The following is a 20,808-nucleotide window of genomic DNA, read 5'->3' as shown; positions in this document are numbered from 1 at the left end:
AAAATGTTGATTTGAGTTTATTAATGGCTCAGGGCATGAAGCTGGCGGTGATAACACCGCGCTAACCGGCGTAGTAATGGTGAGGACTGTTTTGCGTGTTTTTACAAAACAGTCCTCACCATTAGGAAGTTCGAATTAAACGTTTTATTATAACAATTAGCTGGATGCATTAGCTACTTTATCTGGATTCAATACAAAACCAGACTCTTTCAGTCTTCCCGCTAGCCGAGGCACAATTTCTTTCACATGATTATTAAACGCAAGATATAAAATACCGTCAGCATCCGACGGGCGCTCTAGGTGCCCCTTAACCAATATAGCAATATTTGCACGGCCTATAGACGAAATTAGCATTCCCATCTCCAAGACAACATTCTGTCTTGCTCTAGGCTGAATATTATCTGCGCCATCTCCCAAGGCGTATCCCATATCATCGGGTGTCATAAGCACGATGCCAAAGCTCGTTGCATTTGAATTGTGACCAATTTTTGCCTCTAAGGCTTCTATAATGGTTAACCCACCACCACCACTATTAGCAAGAATAAAATGGTCTATTCCAAGTTTATGTAAAACCAATTCAAGTTGTTCTTTTGAAACCTCATCGTGACCGTGCACTACAAAAACTTGCTTTTGCTGAGCAACACTAGCTGCAAGCGTTTCTGGGGATGCATGAATTGGCTCAGAAGACGGCACAGATGCGTTACCGCTGTATTGGTTGAAATCATCTTCAAATTTTTTCTTTAGTGCAGGACTACCTTGAACCTGAAGCGTACCTGTTCTATATAAATTTATTGTTTCACCTTCATTAGTTTTTATTTGGTGCATATTCCCTTTTTCTAAAGAAGAACTAACTGTTCTGCCAATAGCACCAACTACTGTCTCAAGATCTTGAAAGCTACCTATAAATTTCATTGCTTCTCCTTTTTGGTATAGCGCCCTCATAATAGACGCGCTTATTATACTTATTTTTCAACTTTGACTATCCACTGCGTGTGCTCACGAGAGAAAGCATTTTCTGCATCACGTACAAAATCCGAAAACAATTCATTTGAGTTAGCCTCGTCTAATTTTGTACGAATAATCCCTATTTCATGCGCAGTAAGAGCATAAGCAGTTGCGATTTCTTGAAACCTTTTGAGCTGTATCCAAGTTGTTACTGCCCCCGCTGCAACTACAAAAACCTCTGTTGGCCAGATTTTCCATTCAGGAAATGCAATGCGTGACAATACAAGAGCAATAGCTATTGCTTGTAGTACAACCAATAGAGCAAAGAATTGTGAACTTCTCTTCTTATTGTGTTTTGACTTTTTTGCATACCATATCCGTTGCTCATCAATACGAGCTGAGAGATAGAAGTTTTTCCGGTCTTCAATATCACGAGATCTAATGCTCTGCATTTCTGGTGTAATTTGCTCATTAGCGCAATCATCCCCCCCCAATAGATCACCAATTTGGTTATTCGAAGAAAGAATACCTTGCAGCATATCTCTAAAAACTGCGTTTACTTCATGCACTGAATTAGCGTCCAAAAATGGTTCCGCCCGCATGATATAGCGCCAGGTTGCTGTTTTTACCGATTCTGCCACTGCTCTTGCACTATACCAAGCACGCTCATATCTTTTGGATGCTATAAAGATAGATATCCCTAGAGCGGCTAAAAATACTGAGGCATTAACCAATGAATAGATAGCATTGGGTAATGGATTTATCGCAAGAAGAGCGCCTAGAATTAGTGTGAATATGTGCCACTGGACTGAGCGTAAATAAGCGGTCTGCGCAAAAATTGATGCGTTATCCGCTGCTCTGTACAAACCTGGATAATCTTTTTGTTCCATAGTTATTGCTCGTTAAGCTGAGGCTAACGCTTGTAAGTTTGCTTCACTCCAAGCGTAAACCTTGATTCCATTATCAAACAGGCATTGTGGAATTTTACCCTGTACTCCATTGAGGCGAATTGCGTAAACTGCCTTTCCTCGCGCTAGAGACATTTCAACCTCGTGAGGCACCCAATAACTTTTCCAAGTATCATCTCCGACAAAAACTATAGTTTTTGATGTCCCAGTCAGGCTTTTGGATATTGCTTGTTTAATTACAGCTTCGTTTTCAGTTTTCCACCGCTTTAGCAGATCACGTACCTGAAAGTTCAATGATGTGTACCGCGGGTTTACTGCACGGCCCTTTATAGTGACAACTACATCACGATCCTCTTCTTTAAAGCTAAAAAATACTACTTTGGCCATTTAACTGACTCCTATGTGATATTGGATTAGTAGGTATAACATCTTAGTATTTATGCGACACGCCGTTTGTGTTGTACAATGGCTTGTTGGACTGAGGCGCTACCTGCTCGGTGTGTCAGAGTTGGTGTGTTTATGCTATGGGAATTTGCTTTTTAGAGGCTCTAGCTAAATTAGCTAATTTAATAAGCTTACCTATTATAATGTGCGCTTTCCCTGCGTTGCTCAGCGTTTACTATTTATCCATTAAACCTAATGTTTAACCATTAAGCAAGGATATTTTTCGCTAGCAAAGCCGCTATTAGCCTGAGCATTTAAGCAGGTTAAACCTTTGATTTTATAAAGTAAGATAGACTACTAACTCGTTCGCATTATTTTGTTTTTCACTACACTTAAATTATTCACCATACCGTAAATGGCAAGATACCAATTAACAGCGAGGGGGATGGATAAATCAAAGGTGAAATCATACGTCACCGTTTTTGACTGGCCGGTTTTCGCTCGGTGCCGACTATTAGCAAATTCCCAAAAAGGAAATTATTTTTACCTAATCGGTTTGATAATATTTTCTTCCAAAGCAGATAATCTACACTCAAGTTCATAAACCCTATTTATGAGCATTAACTCTCTATTTAAGGAGTCATAGAGTAATTTCTCAAATTTTTCAGCTTTTTTTATATTACGTTGTAATTTTTTATCTAATTTTTGTTTTTCTGTACTTTTATTAATGTGCTGTTTGGCTGCATTCTTGATATCACCAGCTAGTATTTTAAAACCTTGCCCTCTGGAAGGTTTAATAGATCCTTTACCAACACCGGCCTCAAGGCAAACTGAATCTTGATTTATTTTATATTTACCAACTTCAAGTACTTGAGGTTGATTACTTACAAGACGCTCTAGTGCAGAGTAATAGTTATCAAGTGCGCTCATTTTTTATAATCTACCCCATTCTTTTTAGCAAATCTAAGCAGTTCATCGTAATCCTTTGCTTCAGAACGATACTCTACGCTATTCATATTAAGAGTGTTGAGGTTGTTATTTAAGATGTTTAATGTTTTCTTTAATTTTGAACGCTTTATAAAAGCTTTATCACAAGAAGTACAGCTAATAAAACTTTTTGTAAGAAAAGAATCACATGCATCGACAGAGCCACACCCACCTAACACTGTACTTTTGTATGCTAATTCACCTCGTTCAAATTTTTTTAATGTATCTTTTCTAGTCTCTGTAATTAAAATATTTTGCTTCCCAGGTTCTAATGAACGAAAACCTTTTCCCTCTATAAATCTTCCAGCTGTACCTAATAACAATTCATCGCTTAGTAATACATCTGAAACATAAGCCATAAAATCGGCTAATGGCTTATTATCACTATATGTTTTCGCTACATGATTTTTGCCTATTTTAAATAAGCCATCAATATTCTCTGCACCATTAGAATAGTAGTATGTTACAGCTCTTAAGATATGCTGTAATTGATTCTGAAGGCTTCCCATAGAAACGAGTCCACTCTGAGCAGCATATACCACTAAAGATCTTCTATATTGATGAGAAGTGAAATGCCAATGCCTTCCTACTTTAAAGTTATCACCTTTCGAACACCAATCTCTATTTGGATCTAATCGCTCTAGAAAAAGCATATCTTCTTCGGTAATTATTAGCTCTTCATTATCGACAAGAAGACCTTTGTGAGACCTTATATTAGCAACATCAGCATACTTTCCATTTGGATGATTTTTCATAGTTGAGGTTGAAGAGGTTAGATATGACATTGAAATAAATAACGGGGAAATGTTTTTTGCATCCTTTTCACAGCTTAATCCGGCAAATTGAGCTACAGGTTTTGCAATTGTCTGCAATATATTGATAACTCTCTCCATGTCAATAGTAGTTACCCATTTGACTGATTTCTTATTACCAGCATACTTAGTTGTGTTACCTAAAAATCGAGCTTTTAACCTTTTTTGCCCGAGACTTTCAAGGCAATAGAAATTTAATTTTAGGGCTTCACCATCCCTCATCCCAGAGTAGAAATGTATTATTTCTTTGCATATTCTTTGAATGGAAGTAATGTGCTTTTGGATATTCACCCTATTGTTGTTCCAATCATACTTAGCTGCATATTCAACTAAATTATTTTCATTTAACCACTTATTTAGGCGTTGCTCTCTAACTTTCTGTGTATTACCACCACCCGATATTCCTTTGCTAATTTCTCTTTCTTCTCTACTACTTTTTTCTTTTAAAATATAAGATATTATTCTCTCCAAACCTAAAATATTTTCTTCCGTTTCTGTTATGAAATCCCATAACAAGTTATGTTTGGCTTTGTATATTCTAGGTGGTATGACTGCAACCTGTTTATATAAGCATTTAAATTGATTGATTCTTGTATTGATAAAGTCTCTGATAACATTTGAGTAAGCGACTTCAAAACCTAACTTGCTTCTCCCACATTTTTCAAATAACCCTAAAGTACATTGAGCCGCTTTTAGTTCGGTTTCCTTTTGATGCATACTTACAAATTCGGATAATAACTTTTCATTTGTCAGAATATTAGTTATCGATAACTTTCTTATGTCAGCAAATAAAGCTAACGGCTTTATAAAATAATTATAGACTCTTACAAGAGAAGAAACGGATAATGTGTTTTTATTCACACCTTTTCCATACAAAAAACTACAAAACCACAGCCATCTTCCTTCTTCCCTTAAGTGAGTAGGAAGCTTTTTAAAGTTTATCTTATTACCCTTTTCTTTTTCAGAAAAAATTGAAAGATCTATTTCATTATCACCATAATATTGCATAGGTTGATTAGATAAATTGTAGAACAATACAAAGTCGTTTCTTGGAGGTGATGGGGTATTTTCTAGATATGTGAATGTGTCTGAATAACATGAATTAGAGAAACTGACTTGCAAATTATGCTTCATTAGAATAGCCCTAAATTTATATACATTTCTAATCTTTGTTGCCAATAAGGAGTCAGCAATCCTTGGTCAAAGACTTTAGACTCTAAACCCTCTACCATATCTTTTTTTTCTAGGCTGATTTTTTTTATATTACTTATTAATTCATCAATCCTATATAAAGTGTCTCTATAAACATTTAAAAAGTGAGCTCGGTTATGTGCCAGCTCTTGGCTTTCCTGTATTAAAAACTTTAAGGAAAGAAGTTTATGTACATCAGTCCCATCTGCATGCATTCTATACTTGCTGCAAAATAAGCACCCCTCGTTAAAAGAGCAATCGATCTTAACTGGTGGACTACCTACTAAAATAGGCTCCGGTCGACTTAACTCACTACAATGTCCCACGACAGTATCAGTTGTATCTTCTTTTTTTAGCTCTGCAGATAATGCATTAAAAAAATCGGTCATTTCCTCTGCAGTTGTTTCGTTATCATTCCTTCCGGTATAGTGAGTTTGGCTAGTATAGACGCTATGCTGTAATATCCATGATTCAACTGTGGAACCATACTTATTTCTTACCCAAATACTTTTTGTCGTACGTATCTCCTGTGAGCTCCCTAATGAAAATTTATAGCCAAATGCAACCTCTAACCTTTTACGAGCTAGAAAAGATGCCCCACCATCTAATGGAAAAGGTCTAATAATACCTTTAAAAACAGACCCTAAAAACAAGTATGATTCAGCATGTTTTTTCCTTCTATAAAGGCTTAATACATAATCTCTTAATTTTATATATAATTGAAAATCACTCATAAATTCAGATTGAATTTCAAAAGTTACATTTTTTCCTTGAGCACGCCATTTCACGTTTGAAAAGTGCATAGTGCTCTTATCGACACTGATATTGTCATTGTATTTCAAACGTGCGGCCGAAGAGTCATTCATTCCGGTTAAAAACAAAAAGTGCATGAAATATGACTTTAACGCGTATCCTACGATCAATCTGCGAGCATTAGATTCCGGTCTATTAGCGCACTCCATTGCTTTCTTTCCCTTTCCTAGATAACGATAGGCTTCTGCCTCTGATACTTGATACTTTGAGACAAACTCTTCAACAGTATAAAATTTACCATTCGAAAAATTAAATGCCTTTCCAAAGCTATTTTGACTAGAAAGTCCAAATAAGTTTTTCGAATATGGTGAACAGTGGAAATCTCCATACACTAACTCTAGCTTAAAGGGGATAGGTTTAGCTTTTAGAAGGACGTTAGCGCACTGGCGAAATAGCAGAGTATAGAAATTAAATTGATCAGCGTAATCCTCTTGACTCAGAGGTGAAACAGGTTCTAATTCATTTGCATTTTCAATGATTTTATCTAATCCTGAGTGAAAATAAGAACTATCTCTTTCTTTGTTGAAAAGCTCCATTAAGAATTGAATTGCTAAATTCTGATGCTTTCTTGCGCTAATACTCGACATGCCCTTTTTTTTCAATTTGTCATATTGACGCATATTACAACGAAGGTCATATATATAATTAATTAGTAAAGTTTTTGCATCCTCTAAAGTTGAGGGAAACTTATGCTTACTAAGCCAACCAAGAAAATGAGAAATATTCCGGAAACAATAATAGACTGTGACATCAACTTTCCCGTCCTGATGTAAATTAACTATAACGTTTAATACTGCAGTTACTATAACTTTATAATTTGGGTTTAACGATTTCTTAACAACATAAACATCTGTACTATCTAGTCTATTTTTTTTATATTCTGCATAACAGATGTCTACAAGAGAGGTTTTTACGTGGAGCTGAATAACGATGTTATCAAGCCTTGAGAGCGAGGAAGAAAAATCGCCTTTTTCATAATAAACATCAAGCAATTGCTTAGGCGTCAAAAGATTAACTTTTAGTTTGGTATATTTAGATTCCATACACTATTCGTAACTCATATTCTCATTAAACCCTTTAAATAATCTTCAAATGAACATTGAACTTGTTTAATGATAGTCTGCTTCTCATCAAAGACTAAATATTGTTGTGTTGTGTGAAGACTTTTATGATTTAATCGAGTTTTAACCAATGGAAAAACCAACTCAAAAATCTTAGAGTTTGAGATAGAGGGATTTTTTCTTTTTAATTCTTCAAAGCCAAACCTAACTATATTCATACCGGCTGTAGCTCTAGTATCATGAAACTTATAATGCTTTTTAAAGCCTTTTTCTCTTAAAAGAGGAATGAGTAGTGTTTTAATGAAGGTGGAAAGAGCTTGCCCATTAGGAAGAGTTTTAAATTCCCCTTTGTATGGATCAGCTTTTGATATGTAAAATGGATTACCTTGTTGTGAGAGAAATATATATTGGTCATCAATATTTGAAAGTGGTCTCTTATTTTGCGCTTTATTTAGCCGAGAAATAGCCCTATTAGATTTTATATAAACTTGCGTTTTAATATACAGTTCTAACGGTACCTTAATCTTTTCAAATTTACCCACATTGAAACTATCTTTACAATCGGCAATTTTACCCTTTGTATTATGTATTCCTGCGTATAAGCAGACCATTCCTTGCTGATCCACTATAGGCTCTCTTAGAAACTGATTTCGACGATATGTTAAGATCGTTTGCTTCCTTGCACCACTAAGAACACCATGTAAGTGAACTAAAGTCATTTCTATGTTCTTTAGTTCTTTCAATGCATCAAACAAAATGAGTTGCTCATCTTTATCTAGAGGTCTCAGCTTACCTCCATCCAGAATAAGCCCTTCATAAGCAGCAGATTGTTGATCAGTTCGCCCACGGCCGCGAACAGAGCCAACATCAGTAGACATAACTACATGCCTCTTTCCGTTATTTTGGATATAAACTTCTTTTTCATTCCATGGTGGGTATAGAAAGACAACCCCTTCTTGGTCAATTAAGTAACGATAAAACTGAACAAGATTAGACATAACTAGGCGTATAGTATTAGGAGAAAGGATGCCGCTAGTTAGTTTATTATTTAGATGAAATCTAAACCTTCTTAAGGGACTTCGAGCCCTTGATTCACATTCTTTAAATAAGATCTCCTCATCGACTAAAAACTCTACGAATTGCTTGAGCGAAAGAGCTTTCCTATAAAGTTGTTGATGTGATGGTAATGTAGATAAGACATCAGTTTTAATGATTAAACTCATAAGATATCTATTTCCTTCTTCCCATGGCTGACCATCATGTAAAAGGATTACAGGAAAGTGATTGTAAGTTTTAATGTTATTTTTGTTTGAAGAGTCATATATTTTTTTTTCACCCACCTGAACTATTTTTACTTTTGCCGAAACATAGCTTTCCCTCTCTGGCAAATGAGATTCTGAAAATGTAGGAGAGTAAAACTTAAACTTAGGTATAACAAATAATCGTGGCTGCAAACCCTGAGAAGCTAAATTATAAAGCTTTTCTATATTCATAATCAGATTAGAACCATAAATTTCTATTTAAACTTAAGGTAGTTATCAGTATTAATTTTGTCCATAAAGATAAAACTTTATGCTACGTCTAAATTGGTAAATACTTATATGTGTGGTGCGGGTTACGAAACGGTCGCTGACGCCAATTGGTTAAATCAATTGAATGGCCAATAATTGAATATAAAGCAGCAGTATCAATGGCTTCATCATCAGACATGGTTGGCATTATGGTAGCCATTCGTTGTGCAAGCATTGATTTTCCGGTGCCTGGTGGACCTAAAAATAGTAGATTATGCCCACCCGCAGCGGCAATTTCTAATACACGCTTTGCACCAGGTTGGCCTTTTACATCACTTAAATCGAGTAAAAAATCTGGCGCTTGGGTACAATCAGGGTAGGTAATATTGAGCGGTAAAGGTTGTTGATTGAGCAAGTCTCCCCATACCTCTTGAATAGAACTGACGGCTTTTCGTTTTACGCCACTGACTAGGCTGGCCAAACTGTCATTTTCAAGAGGCAGAAAACAGCAACGATTTTGCTCTTTAGCTCCGAGTACTGAGGGTAAAATGGCATTTACCGCACGTATTTCACCATTAAGTGCAAGCTCACCGTAAAATTCGTACTTATGAATATCAGGGCAAACTATTTGTCCCGATGCGACCAAAATACCTACCGCAATCGCAAGGTCAAATCGCCCTCCATCCTTAGGAAGATCGGCAGGTGCTAAATTAACGGTAATACGCTGATCGGGAAATCCAAATTGCGAGTTTTCTAGAGCACTACGTACTCTATCCTTGGCCTCTTTAACCGACGCCTCAGGTAAGCCGACGATATGAAAGGCGGGTAAACCATTCCCTAAATGTACTTCAACCATCACTTCGGGGGCGTTGATCCCCACCTGAGCGCGAGAAAATATACGGGCTAACGACATTCCTTATCCTAGGGTCTGCTGACCTTTCAAGGTTAAATTTGCAGCAGTCTGTTTGGTATTTAGGCAAGGCAGAGCCTATGTCGTGTGGTTACTCCCCATAAATAGGCGATAACGCAGCATTAATGCCAAACAGGCGCTGCCCGAAGGGTTCTGCCTAGGGGCGATTTACTCTTTGTTGCTCGGTTTTCACTTAGTCCACTAGGTTACAAACCTCGCGCCGCGATTAAATCGCCCCTAGTTTGAACAGACCTTAATCCGCAAAGATCAACAGGCCCTAGTTAACAGCTGTATTTACACAGTTTAGTCAGGATATTTAAAAACATGTAATATAATCTTCCATTTAATCGCCGAAAAACGTAGCAATAAGGTCATTAGCATACTCAGAATCATTGCCACTTCCACCGTTAACGATAGGTTGATACTTAATGTATAGACAATGCCACCAGCAATACAGGTAATAGCATACAGCTCACCTTTAAGCAGCATTGGAATATCGCGGGCAAGCACGTCGCGAATAAGCCCACCAAAACAGGGGGTTATTACAGCCATAATCACAACCGTCATATCTGGCATACCAGCCAATTGCGCTTTTTGCGCTCCCATGACCGCAAAAAAGGCTAAGCCAAACGCGTCAGCGGTTTGCAATACATAGTATGGAATGGATTTTTGCTTATTGATCAGTCGTGTAGTAACCAGAACCGCCACCAAAATAGCGTAGAAGTAGCTTTGGTCGTGTAACCAAAATACGGGCTGGTCGAGTATCACATCGCGAACGGTACCGCCGCCAATAGCCGTAACAGTTGCAAGTACAACTACACCAAAGCCATCCATTTTCTTTTCATAGGCTACCAAGGTGCCTGAGATAGCAAATACCGCCACACCTATTAAATCAAACCAGTGATAAAGTTCAGTCATAATTTTGATTACAAAAAGTTTTAAAGAGTTTAGTGCATAGCATACTAAATATTCAGCAATAACACTTTCAAAAAGTAGAATTAGAAAAGAACAGCAGGTATACGTGTTAAAAATAGCGTGAGGGAATATGAATTTTAGGCATAAAAAAACACGCTTTAGGCGTGTTGCTTTACTATAACTATTTATTTCAGTGGTTGCGGGAGCCGGAATTTAATAGACAACCTTTACTGGCTAATGGAGAGTTGAGACCGACGAGCTATCCATTTCACTGAATTTCAGACATAAAAAAACACTCTTATAGAGTGTCGATTCATTATAACTTGATTTCAGTGGTTGCGGGAGCCGGATTTGAACCGACGACCTTCGGGTTATGAGCCCGACGAGCTACCAGACTGCTCCATCCCGCGCCTGAAATATTAAGTGTTATTTTACTTCTTACTTAATTAAAGAAGTCAGCCAACTCTATAAAGAATTGGTTGCGGGAGCCGGATTTGAACCGACGACCTTCGGGTTATGAGCCCGACGAGCTACCAGACTGCTCCATCCCGCGCCTGTATATTTAAAGTCTATCGACTACTTAATTTAATCTCTTAAGTTAGAGTTTTACAGCACCAAATCTAACGAAGAGAATTGGTTGCGGGAGCCGGATTTGAACCGACGACCTTCGGGTTATGAGCCCGACGAGCTACCAGGCTGCTCCATCCCGCGCCTGTAATTTCTTAGTAACAGTATTGTGTTATTCACAAGCCTGTTTCGAAGAGAGCGCTATAATATAGGAATAAACCTATAATGCAAGGTTTTACTAATTAAAAGCGTTTAAGTGAACAAAAACCCATCAAACAGTGGTATTTACAGTAATCGTTGATGTGGATTTATCATTTTTTGCCACTCCCAGTCGGGATGACCCATAACAATAAAGTCAGGATTTTCTGTGCTTTCTCTTTGGTTATACGTTAAAGGATTAAATTCAGCGTCGGTAATACAGCCGCCCGCTTCTTCAACAATAACTTGCGATGCACCCGTATCCCACTCACCTGTAGGACCTATTCTTAAAAAACAATCTGCTTTACCCTCGGCAACAATACACGCCTTAAGTGAACACGAACCTAAAGCCACCGTTGCAAATTGCGCATTTAGATACTGGCTAACTGCTTCTATTTTTTGCCGGCGGCTTACAGCCAAAGTTAAACTCTCGGGCGGTGCAACAAATATTTGTTTATCGTGCTCACCTTCACGCTTAAATGCCCCATTTTTAGCCGTTGCATAATAGGTCACGCCCTTTGCTGGCCAATGAATAACCCCCAACACTGGGTGGTTATTTTCTATCAATGCAATATTAACGGCAAAGTCACCACTTTCGAGTATAAATTCACCGGTGCCATCCATTGGGTCAAGCAACCAATAACGTTGCCAGTGCTGTCTATCTTGCAACGCTGGAATGGGGGTTTCTTCTGACATAATAGGAATGTCGGGAGCAAGCGCATTTAAACCTGCCACGAGCACATCATTTGCAGCTAAATCTGCTTTTGTTACTGGCGTATTATCTGATTTTTCTTGCTGACCAATATCGTCTTTTTTATACAAAGACATAATGGCATCCCCTGCACTTTGCGCAAGCTCAATACATGGCTCTAGAAGTTTATTCATTAATGTCTCCTGAGGCTAAATACTTATCTAATAATAGCAGAGCCGCAACACTACGTGCTTCAGTAAAGTCAGGTTGTTCTAATAACGACTGCCACTGTGAAAGTGGCCATTTCACAACCACTAAGGGCTCAGGCTCATCGCCTAGTAAGGTTTCAGGATATAAATTTTTAGCAAACAAAATATGCATGGTTGCGTTAAAATAGCTCGGTGCCATAGTGACCGTTTTAAGCGGTTTAAAGTATTCAGCGCCAAAGCCAATTTCTTCTTTGAGCTCTCTGTTTGCAGCCTGTTCAGGCGTTTCACCTGGGTCAATGAGCCCTTTGGGAAACCCTAACTGATAGTCATTGGTGCCTGCACAATACTCACGAACCAGTAATAACTCATTTTCAGTGGTCATAGGTACAATCATAACGGCTCCACGACCACCGCCGCGAATTCGCTCATACTGACGCTCTTCGTTATTTGAAAACTTAAGCTCTAAAGACTCCACAGTAAATAAGCGACTTTTAGCGACAACATTATTACTGAGAATTTGTGGTGGTGTTGGGTGCTTTTTCTGTGTCATGGGCATCAATTTGCTATCATTGCAGTTATACTAATCATATACCCAAATGAGTATAAGATGCGAGTTTCAGTTTGAATTAAAAGCAATTTAATTGAGCAAATAATTCTCGGGTTTAGCTAAGGTTAATTCTTTATTTTAGGCTACGAATACGCTCTTAATATAATATTGTCGGATTTATACCTTAATAACTCAATTTACAAAGTTCATTAATCTACTTCATCGCAACTTATTCATTTCAAAAAGTAGTTTTCACAAGGATACATCATGCTCAACTGGTCAAAAATCGATACTGTATTACTCGACATGGATGGAACTTTACTTGATTTACATTACGACACTGACTTTTGGCTCAATGTTGTACCCCAACAACATGCTCTGGCTCAAAATATCAGTTTTGAGGAAGCCCGCGTAGATATCTTAAAACGCTATCAGGCTGTGAGTGGCAAAATTCAGTGGTACTGCTCTGACTATTGGGAGGCACAGCTAAACTTACCTATTCTCGAACTAAAGCGCCAGTCTGCCCACTTAATCAAAATTCGTGAAGACGTTCCGCATTTTTTAACTGAACTTAGACGAGCAGGTAAAGAGCTCATTTTGCTGACTAATGCCCATCCTGAATGCGTCATGCTTAAATTTGAACATACCGCTATTGATAACTATTTAGACGGGGTGGTATCGACTCATGAATATGGAGTAAGTAAAGAGCAACAAAGCTTGTGGCATAAAGTGCAAGGGGACTTAGGGTTTGATAAACGCCGCACTTTATTTGTAGATGACAGTTTACCGGTATTAAATGCCGCACGAAAATACGGCATTGAGCATTTACTTGCGGTTGCTAACCCTAATAGTCAGCAACCACATAACGATATAAGCGATTACTTAAGCGTAACCGACTACCGCGCTATTATATAATTAGCTTTTTGGGTAACGCGCTACTAAGCCTTGATATACCTGTTTTGCAAAATCTGCATGTTCAGTATCAAGGCTTTTAACTACTTCTACTAAGTGTTCGTTATCTTCTTGACCATGCCATACTTTAATGTAGCTGCCATCTTTGTAGCCATGATCTTGGCGGAAAAAGTTAAGCGTATTTTTACCTACATAACCACGGTATAAATCATCAATATCCATGCCCATTTGTGCCATACAACCGGCAAATGCTGATGCATTAAACGCTTTATTGGCAACAGCACTGGCTGCTAATAATTCAAGTGTTTGTTTAAAGTCATCACCTTGTTGTGGTGCACTCATTTCGGCTTGTAGTTTTGTTGCTATTTGCTCGTAGCTAGTCTCACCGTCAATACGCAACGATAAGCCAAAGTGAAAAATATCAACCAGCTCTAAAATCACCTGTTCAGTATCTGGTGTTTGTTTTTTCCACCATTTCCAACCGTAATGGTCTAACATTTCTGCACATTCAACCCAAATAGCTCGGTACCATTCAAAGCCTTGGCTAAACCATTGCTCATGTACTTTAGTATTCATGGCATTTTGCATTTCTAGCATAACAACTAGCTTGTTTAAATTCGCAGACATATTGGTTCCACTGTTGGATTTATAATTAGGGTAATAATACAGATAATATAACTTAACGACCAGCCGAAAACTCATGCCATGAGTTGATCAGGTCAACAAAGTCTTCAAAACCACAACCGCTGCTTAAATCATTCTCTTCAAGCATTAATTCGTCATCTTGGTAGGCTAATATATCTTCGTTATCTTGATGCAGCGCATGCGCTTCAAATAACGCTTCATCTTTAGAAAGGATCAGGTCAATTTCTTGACCTTTAAGTGTTAATGGTTCAAAGCTTGAACTCACCGAGCTAATAAGCGCCAGCACCATAGCCACTTTGTCTTTGCCTATTTCTTCATTTAACCAACGGCCTATAATCGCATGCTCGCTGCTTATTTTAATTCTTAACCCACTAATAGGGTCGCGAATAAATTGGTATTCCATAACTTTATTCCAGTACTGCTAATTACAATAGATTATAACCTAGTCAGTTATGAATAACGCAAGCCAGATACAAAAATAGCGCCGCAAGGCGCTACTTAACCTGAACTCTGGTTAAGAGATTTACTAACATATTGAATAATATGATATTTATGTTTATTTTCTCTAGCCAGAGATTTTCACTGAAAACAAGGCGAAATTACGCGTCAATAGCTAGTCTATTGCAAGTAAATTCAACGCAGTTAGCGCTCAAAATAGCTGCTAGAGATAGATTTATTATCCAGAGTTCAGGTTATTTAGTATCATCAATATAGCTAACCGCCTGAGCGATAGCGGGCAGCATCAATAATTGCCCATAAATGGAATACGGCCCCAACAATAGCTGGAACAACTAAGAACCATAACGCGTAACCGCCAAAAACCAAAATGGCAAACACCAGCGCCGATAAAATACGACCCTGCACCAACTGCCCTAAACCCGGGAAAAAAATATTACATAGAGCGGCTATTACATTTCCGCCAGAACCTTGTTGAGACATACTAACCTCTGTAGTTTAATTAATTTTGTATTTGTACTTATTGTTTATACTTACACACTTTATGCCAATTTATTAAGGCTTACAAATCATACAGTTAAATTATTACGAATTTATCGCTTTAGTATTTTTTGCCAAAAATAAGTCAAATTAGCAATTTTAAATAGCTATTTTAGTTACTTGCTCAGTTTATACTGTTCACTATTCAACAACTTAAATACCTATTTTATAAATAGCTGTTTATAAAAACAGTATTTTATTTAGCCTAACAAAAACACCTGTTATACTGCTCTCATTATTGATTAAAAAGGCGTAACGATGGACGTTTCAGAATTACTCGATGGCTTAAATGATAAACAACGCGATGCCGTTGCAGCGCCATTACAAAACATGCTGGTATTAGCAGGAGCAGGTTCAGGTAAAACTCGAGTATTGGTTCATCGTATTGCCTGGTTAATGCAAGTAGAGCAAGCCTCTGCCTACAGTATTTTTGCGGTAACCTTTACCAATAAAGCCGCTAAAGAGATGCGCTCAAGAGTTGAAGAAACTCTAAAAGCCCCTGTTGGTGGCATGTGGATTGGTACTTTCCATGGTTTATCGCACCGAATTTTACGGGCGCATCACCGTGAAGCAAATTTACCTGAAGCCTTTCAAATTTTAGACTCAGACGATCAGCTTCGCATGATCAAGCGCTTGTTAAAATCGATGAATATTGATGATAAAAAATGGCCAGCCAAACAGTTTGGTTGGTACATAAGCGCTAAAAAAGACGAAGCTCTGCGCCCTAAAGATATTCAGGCATACGATATTAACGAGCAAATGATGCTGCGCGTTTACGCAGCCTATCAAGAAGCTTGTGATAGAGCGGGCCTAGTTGATTTTGCTGAAATATTACTACGTAGTTATGAGGTTCTTAAAAACAACCCAACCCTGCTTCGTCATTATCAGCAGCGCTTCGCACACATGCTAGTAGACGAGTTTCAAGATACCAATACTATTCAGTATGCATGGCTAAAATTACTTGCGGGCGACACTAGTAGTATTATGATTGTAGGTGATGATGACCAAAGTATTTACGGTTGGCGTGGCGCTAAAATTGAAAATATCAAACGCTTTTTAACAGACTTTGATGCAGAGACGATTCGCCTTGAGCAAAACTATCGCTCGACTGCCACTATTCTTAAAGCGTCTAATGCACTTATACAAAATAACTCCGAGCGTATGGGTAAAAGCTTGTGGACTGACGGTAACGACGGCGAACCAATTTCTATTTATGCTGCCTTTAACGAGCTAGATGAAGCGCGCTTTGTGAGTAGCAAATTACGCAGCTGGCTAAATGCCGGAAATGCGCTACAGGATGCGGCTATTTTGTATCGTAGTAATGCGCAATCGCGGGTACTTGAAGAAGCGATGCTACAAGAAGGTTTAAAATACCGAATTTATGGTGGTATGCGATTCTTCGAACGTCAAGAAATTAAAGATGCCCTCTCATACTTACGCTTAGTGGGTAACCGCCAAGATGATGCCGCATTTGAGCGTGTAATTAATACCCCAGCCCGTGGGATTGGCGACAAAACATTAAGCCATATACGTGACTGCGCTCGCGCTGAATCTTTGCCGCTTTGGTATGCTGCTAAAGCCATTGTAGAACAACAGCATTTATCGGGTCGAGCATCAGGAGCTGTTGCAAAGTTTGTCGAACTTATTGAGCATATTGAAGATAAAATTAGTGACTTAACGTTGCATGAGCAAGCTAAATACGCGATTCAAACCTCAGGGTTAATGGCTATGTATCAGGCTGAAAAAGGCGAAAAAGGCCGCGCTCGAGTAGAAAACTTAGAAGAATTAATTAGTGCCTGCGATCAGTATGAACTCCCTGAAGAGGAAGAGTTTAGCTCGCCACTACAGGGCTTTTTAGCTTATACCTCACTTGAGTCTGGCGAAGGCCAAGCCGATGAGCATGAAGACGCCGTACAAATGATGACGCTTCACTCAGCTAAAGGTTTGGAGTTTCCTTTAGTGTTTATGGTCGGTGTTGAAGAAGGTATGTTTCCATCTCAGCAAAGTAATGAAGAAACCGGCCGTTTAGAAGAAGAGCGCCGTCTTTGTTACGTGGGTATGACCCGCGCTATGGATAAGCTGTATATAAGCCATGCCGAAAGCCGCCGTTTATATGGCCAAGAGAAATATCACAGCCCATCGCGCTTTTTACGTGAAATACCCGAAGACTGCGTAGAAGAAATTCGCATTAAAACACAAGTATCTCGCCCGCCTGCAGCCGGTCGCTTTAGCGCATCGGTTAGCCATGCTGCATTTGAAGAAAGCGGATTTAACTTAGGTCAACGCGTGCTGCATGCAAAGTTTGGCATTGGCACCGTACTCAACTACGAAGGCAGTGGCGCACAATCTCGCGTACAAGTTAACTTTGACGACTTAGGCAGTAAGTGGTTAGTAACAGCTTATGCAAGATTACAAGCCGTTTAACCACGTTGTAGAGCGTGTACAGCAACAACTTGCGTATGCGAAACATCGCCAGTTACTGCTGTTTACAGGCGATAAAAATTGGTGTTATGAGCAATGTACTCAGCTGCTTGCTCATTTGCAGCACCCTTCTTTTGTACTGTCAAAAAGCACTCATTTAATTAATGCACATTGGCCAGAGCATACCCACCAAATTTTAGGGCAAGAGTGCGCCCATGCTGTTTATGACGGCTACAGTGGACTGGTGCCAGATAAACTAGCTGCGCTTAGTGGCGTTGTGCAAGCAGGTGGTTTTTTAATTATATTGCTACCCGAACTTAAAGAACTTGAACACTGGTGTGATGACGCCCTTCCCTTATTTCAATCTTTTGGGCAAATGCACCCTTACAGCTTTTTTAACCAACGCTTAGCTCACTTACTAAGCAAAACTACTTTACTGCATTTTAGCCAGCAAAATGGTTGGCAGTGTATTACCGATACGAATCTATCAACTGGTGAAATTGACTTTACCGAGCAACAACAGTGTATTGAATTAATAATAAAAACAGCAAACGGACGAGCAAATCGACCATTATTAATTAATGCAGATCGGGGAAGAGGAAAATCAGCCGCATTAGGTATTGCAGCAAGTAAACTCAGCGATAAAAACATACTTATTTGCTCTATGCAATTTCGTGCTTTGCACAGTAGTTTTAAGCACTTAGCGAGTGAGCTTGATATAGATTATCGAGCTGGCGATAAACACATTGCAAACATGCACTATGTGGCGCCTGATCAACTACTGAACGAACAACCGCAGTGCGATTTGCTATTAATTGATGAAGCAGCAGCAATCCCTGTTCCAATTCTCATAAAAATTCTTCACCTTTATCCTCGCGTGGTCTTTTCAAGCACTATGATTGGCTATGAAGGTAATGGTCGCGGTTATATTTTAAAGTTTACTCGTTACCTCAAAACGCATTTTAAAAACATGCGTAGCATCAGTCTTGAGCAGCCAATCCGTTTTGCAAAGCACGATCCTTTAGAGCTGCACCTTCGTACACTCTTAGCTTTGGATGCAGAACATCACAGCGCTAGTTTGAATACTGCTCCCCTACAATTTAAGCATCTGCAAGCAAATCAACTTACTAACGACGAACCACTGCTTCATCAAGTTGTTGGCTTACTAACACTGGCACATTATCAAACCAGTGTGAATGACTTACGTCACTTACTAGATGCCGCTGGGCAACGCCTATTTGTTTGTCAACAAGGTGATAATATTCTTGGTGTGTGTTTAGTAGCGATAGAAGGTGGCTTTACTACATCGTTGAGTAATGAAGTAGTGCAAGGTAAGCGCCGTCCTCAAGGGCACTTAATGGCGCAAAGCCTTGCACAATTAAGCTTTAACCCTGAGGTATTAAAACAATACTGCGCTCGCGTGGTGCGAATTGCCATTGACCCAGGGCAGCACAATAAGCACCTAGGAACACAATTACTTCATTACTGTGAACAGCAATTACAGAAAGAGTGTGATTGGTTTGGTGCTAGCTTTGGTGCTAATGCGCAATTACTTAGTTTTTGGCAAAATAATGACTTTAATTTGGTAAAGCTGGGTTTTCAAAAAGATAAGGCAACGGGTGAACATAGCGCATTAGTTATTAAAAGCTTAACTAAAAATGACCAACTACTAGAACAATTAACAGCCCAGTTCGAAGCTGATTTTCCTTTGCAATTGCTCAGCCATTTTAGTCAGCTAGATTATAAACTGGTAGCAAAAATTGTTTCACGCTTTAATACCCATACCATCAGCATAGCCGATCAATCAAGATTAAAGTCTATGTTAACAAGTGACTATCAGCTCTTTAATATTAAACCTTTACTATGGAGGAGTTTTTGGGCATCTCCTCTTAGCTTGCCAAATGATGAGGATAATTTCCAATCTGTTTTTATTAGGCTAGTATTACAAAATTGGACACCTAAAAATATCCAAACTGAGCTAGGTTTGAATGGCACCAAGTCATTTAATATATTATTAAAAAAGGCTGTAGATAACTGGTATGAGCGCACTTCGCATAATAATACACCTTAGCATTGCCTCCATCGCATTAGCCTTAGGGCAGCCTATAGCCTATGCAGAGCAAGATAATAGCAAAGTTATTAAACTTGGCATGTCTACAGCGCTTAGCGGACCGGCTCAAAATATTGGCCTACAGTTGCATAAAGGCAGTAGCATTTACTTTAACAAGGTTAATAATGCTGGTGGTATAAACGGTGCTCAGATACAACTTCTAGTTGCTGACGATAACTACGAACCAAAGCAAACCGTTAATAATACCCGTACTTTTATTTATACCGACAAAGTCGATGCACTGTTTGGTGCTATGGGCACCCCAACTAGCCACGCTATTATACCTTTACTAGAGCAGTCACAAACCCCGTTCATAATGCCTTTTAGCGGGGCGAGCTTCCTACATGATAAATCACGCGCTAACATATTTAATCTAAGAGCCAGCTATAATGACGAAGCCGCAGAGCAAATTAAATACTTAGTAGAGGAGCGTAAACATACAAAGATAGGGCTATTTATTCAAGCAGATGAGTTTGGCTTGTACGTCGAATCAGGGCTAAGAAAAGAGCTAGCAAAATATCAACTTTCGCCTATAAAAGTCGCGCGTTACCAACGTAATAGTCATGATGTAGCATCAGCGCTTAATGCCTTACAAGCCAGCGGGGTGACAGCTATCTGTTTAGTTGGTACCTATGCGCCACTTGGTGAGTTTATAAATAGTGCATATGCGAAGAACTTTACCCCAGACTATACTAGTGTCTCTTTTGTACCTAGCTTTGACTTATTTGATGAAGTAACTTCTCCCTCTCATATTATGGTTACTGAAATTGTTCCCAATCCACTCACTTGTAGCGATGATTTTTGCAATGAGTTTTTAGCTGATATGCAAGCAAGCAAGATTACAAAACCCAATCGTCTTCATTTTGAAGGTTATATTAATGCCATGGCATTTAGTAAGGCAGCGGCAAGCTGCAAATTACCACTTAAACACTCGTGCCTAATGAATGAGCTTAATTCACTGTTAATAAATGATAAAATAATCAAAAAGTTTTTTATTGATACAAAAAATAAAAATAAACGTAATGTATATCGCTCTTATTATGTGAATAAATAAGTACCTTCCAAATATTGTTCT

Annotated in this window: 17 protein-coding genes, 3 tRNA genes and 1 pseudogene; 4 read left to right on the top strand and 17 right to left on the bottom strand. The window is 38.7% G+C overall.

Annotation, left to right across the window (positions count from 1 at the left end):
- Positions 1-156: 156 nt before the first annotated feature.
- The 14 genes and pseudogenes from AC0VZ5_RS00765 to nudE form a co-directional block, all read right to left on the bottom strand.
- Positions 157-912 carry a TIR domain-containing protein gene (locus AC0VZ5_RS00765; protein ID WP_475473773.1) on the bottom strand — a complete coding sequence of 252 codons (756 nt, stop codon included), beginning with the start codon at positions 910-912 and terminating at the stop codon, positions 157-159.
- A 50-nt stretch (positions 913-962) separates the two neighbouring features.
- The gene (locus AC0VZ5_RS00760) at positions 963-1,835 is read right to left on the bottom strand and encodes a DUF4231 domain-containing protein (RefSeq protein WP_475473771.1); all 873 of its coding nucleotides are present in this window, start codon (positions 1,833-1,835) and stop codon (positions 963-965) included.
- Between the two features lie 12 nt (positions 1,836-1,847).
- Entirely contained in the window at positions 1,848-2,240 is a 393-nt protein-coding gene (locus AC0VZ5_RS00755) for a TIR domain-containing protein (protein ID WP_475473769.1), read from the bottom strand.
- A gap of 540 nt (positions 2,241-2,780) precedes the next feature.
- On the bottom strand, positions 2,781-3,167 hold the full coding sequence (locus tag AC0VZ5_RS00750) for a hypothetical protein (protein ID WP_475473767.1): 387 nt from the start codon (positions 3,165-3,167) through the stop codon (positions 2,781-2,783).
- Positions 3,164-5,170, bottom strand: a complete 2,007-nt coding sequence (locus tag AC0VZ5_RS00745; protein ID WP_475473765.1) for a hypothetical protein — start codon at positions 5,168-5,170, stop codon at positions 3,164-3,166. Before AC0VZ5_RS00745 ends, AC0VZ5_RS00750 begins: the two co-directional genes overlap by 4 nt.
- A complete protein-coding gene (locus AC0VZ5_RS00740) occupies positions 5,170-7,083 on the bottom strand; it encodes a hypothetical protein (protein WP_475473763.1) in 1,914 nt (637 codons plus the stop codon). The genes AC0VZ5_RS00745 and AC0VZ5_RS00740 overlap by 1 nt, the downstream gene beginning before the upstream one ends.
- A 14-nt stretch (positions 7,084-7,097) precedes the next feature.
- Entirely contained in the window at positions 7,098-8,594 is a 1,497-nt protein-coding gene (locus AC0VZ5_RS00735; protein ID WP_475473762.1) for a tyrosine-type recombinase/integrase, read from the bottom strand.
- Positions 8,595-8,703: 109 nt separating this feature from the next.
- Positions 8,704-9,525: pseudogene (locus tag AC0VZ5_RS00730) on the bottom strand (YifB family Mg chelatase-like AAA ATPase); the annotation flags it as partial.
- Positions 9,526-9,825: 300 nt separating this feature from the next.
- The gene (locus AC0VZ5_RS00725) at positions 9,826-10,440 is read right to left on the bottom strand and encodes a trimeric intracellular cation channel family protein (RefSeq protein ID WP_008108278.1); all 615 of its coding nucleotides are present in this window, start codon (positions 10,438-10,440) and stop codon (positions 9,826-9,828) included.
- A 330-nt stretch (positions 10,441-10,770) separates the two neighbouring features.
- Positions 10,771-10,847 (bottom strand) — tRNA-Met (locus AC0VZ5_RS00720).
- 66 nt (positions 10,848-10,913) lie between these two features.
- Positions 10,914-10,990, bottom strand: a tRNA-Met gene (locus AC0VZ5_RS00715).
- 81 nt (positions 10,991-11,071) lie between these two features.
- Positions 11,072-11,148: transfer RNA gene (locus AC0VZ5_RS00710), tRNA-Met, on the bottom strand.
- Between the two features lie 141 nt (positions 11,149-11,289).
- Positions 11,290-12,087, bottom strand: a complete 798-nt coding sequence (gene cysQ, locus AC0VZ5_RS00705; protein WP_008108277.1) for a 3'(2'),5'-bisphosphate nucleotidase CysQ — start codon at positions 12,085-12,087, stop codon at positions 11,290-11,292.
- Complete coding sequence (gene nudE, locus AC0VZ5_RS00700; protein ID WP_008108276.1) at positions 12,080-12,652, bottom strand: ADP compounds hydrolase NudE; 573 nt, start codon at positions 12,650-12,652, stop codon at positions 12,080-12,082. Before nudE ends, cysQ begins: the two co-directional genes overlap by 8 nt.
- 264 nt (positions 12,653-12,916) lie before the next feature.
- On the opposite strand from nudE, the gene yrfG reads away from it, so the two are divergent.
- Complete coding sequence (yrfG, locus tag AC0VZ5_RS00695; protein ID WP_138608723.1) at positions 12,917-13,564, top strand: GMP/IMP nucleotidase; 648 nt, start codon at positions 12,917-12,919, stop codon at positions 13,562-13,564.
- Here yrfG and AC0VZ5_RS00690 read toward each other — a convergent pair whose 3' ends face one another.
- From AC0VZ5_RS00690 to AC0VZ5_RS00680, 3 genes are all read right to left on the bottom strand, one after another.
- Positions 13,565-14,188, bottom strand: a complete 624-nt coding sequence (locus AC0VZ5_RS00690; protein ID WP_138608725.1) for a dUTP diphosphatase — start codon at positions 14,186-14,188, stop codon at positions 13,565-13,567. It lies immediately after the preceding gene.
- Positions 14,189-14,240: 52 nt separating this feature from the next.
- Positions 14,241-14,609, bottom strand: a complete 369-nt coding sequence (locus tag AC0VZ5_RS00685) for a YacL family protein (RefSeq protein ID WP_008108271.1) — start codon at positions 14,607-14,609, stop codon at positions 14,241-14,243.
- A 311-nt stretch (positions 14,610-14,920) separates the two neighbouring features.
- Positions 14,921-15,145 carry a hypothetical protein gene (locus AC0VZ5_RS00680; protein ID WP_054202800.1) on the bottom strand — a complete coding sequence of 75 codons (225 nt, stop codon included), beginning with the start codon at positions 15,143-15,145 and terminating at the stop codon, positions 14,921-14,923.
- Positions 15,146-15,460: 315 nt separating this feature from the next.
- Here AC0VZ5_RS00680 and uvrD point away from each other — a divergent pair, with 315 nt between their 5' ends.
- Genes uvrD through AC0VZ5_RS00665 form a run of 3 tightly spaced genes read left to right on the top strand, consistent with a single transcriptional unit; the run spans position 15,461 to position 20,787 of the window.
- Complete coding sequence (gene uvrD / locus AC0VZ5_RS00675; protein ID WP_008108265.1) at positions 15,461-17,626, top strand: DNA helicase II; 2,166 nt, start codon at positions 15,461-15,463, stop codon at positions 17,624-17,626.
- Positions 17,604-19,694 (top strand): tRNA(Met) cytidine acetyltransferase TmcA domain-containing protein, encoded by a 2,091-nt coding sequence (locus AC0VZ5_RS00670; RefSeq protein WP_475473757.1) that lies wholly within the window; start codon positions 17,604-17,606, stop codon positions 19,692-19,694. Before uvrD ends, AC0VZ5_RS00670 begins: the two co-directional genes overlap by 23 nt.
- A complete protein-coding gene (locus tag AC0VZ5_RS00665; RefSeq protein WP_475473755.1) occupies positions 19,663-20,787 on the top strand; it encodes an ABC transporter substrate-binding protein in 1,125 nt (374 codons plus the stop codon). Before AC0VZ5_RS00670 ends, AC0VZ5_RS00665 begins: the two co-directional genes overlap by 32 nt.
- Positions 20,788-20,808: the final 21 nt, after the last annotated feature.

Source organism: Pseudoalteromonas sp. QJM3NY_12 (assembly GCF_056173165.1).
This window is presented reverse-complemented; position numbering and strand designations above follow the sequence as displayed.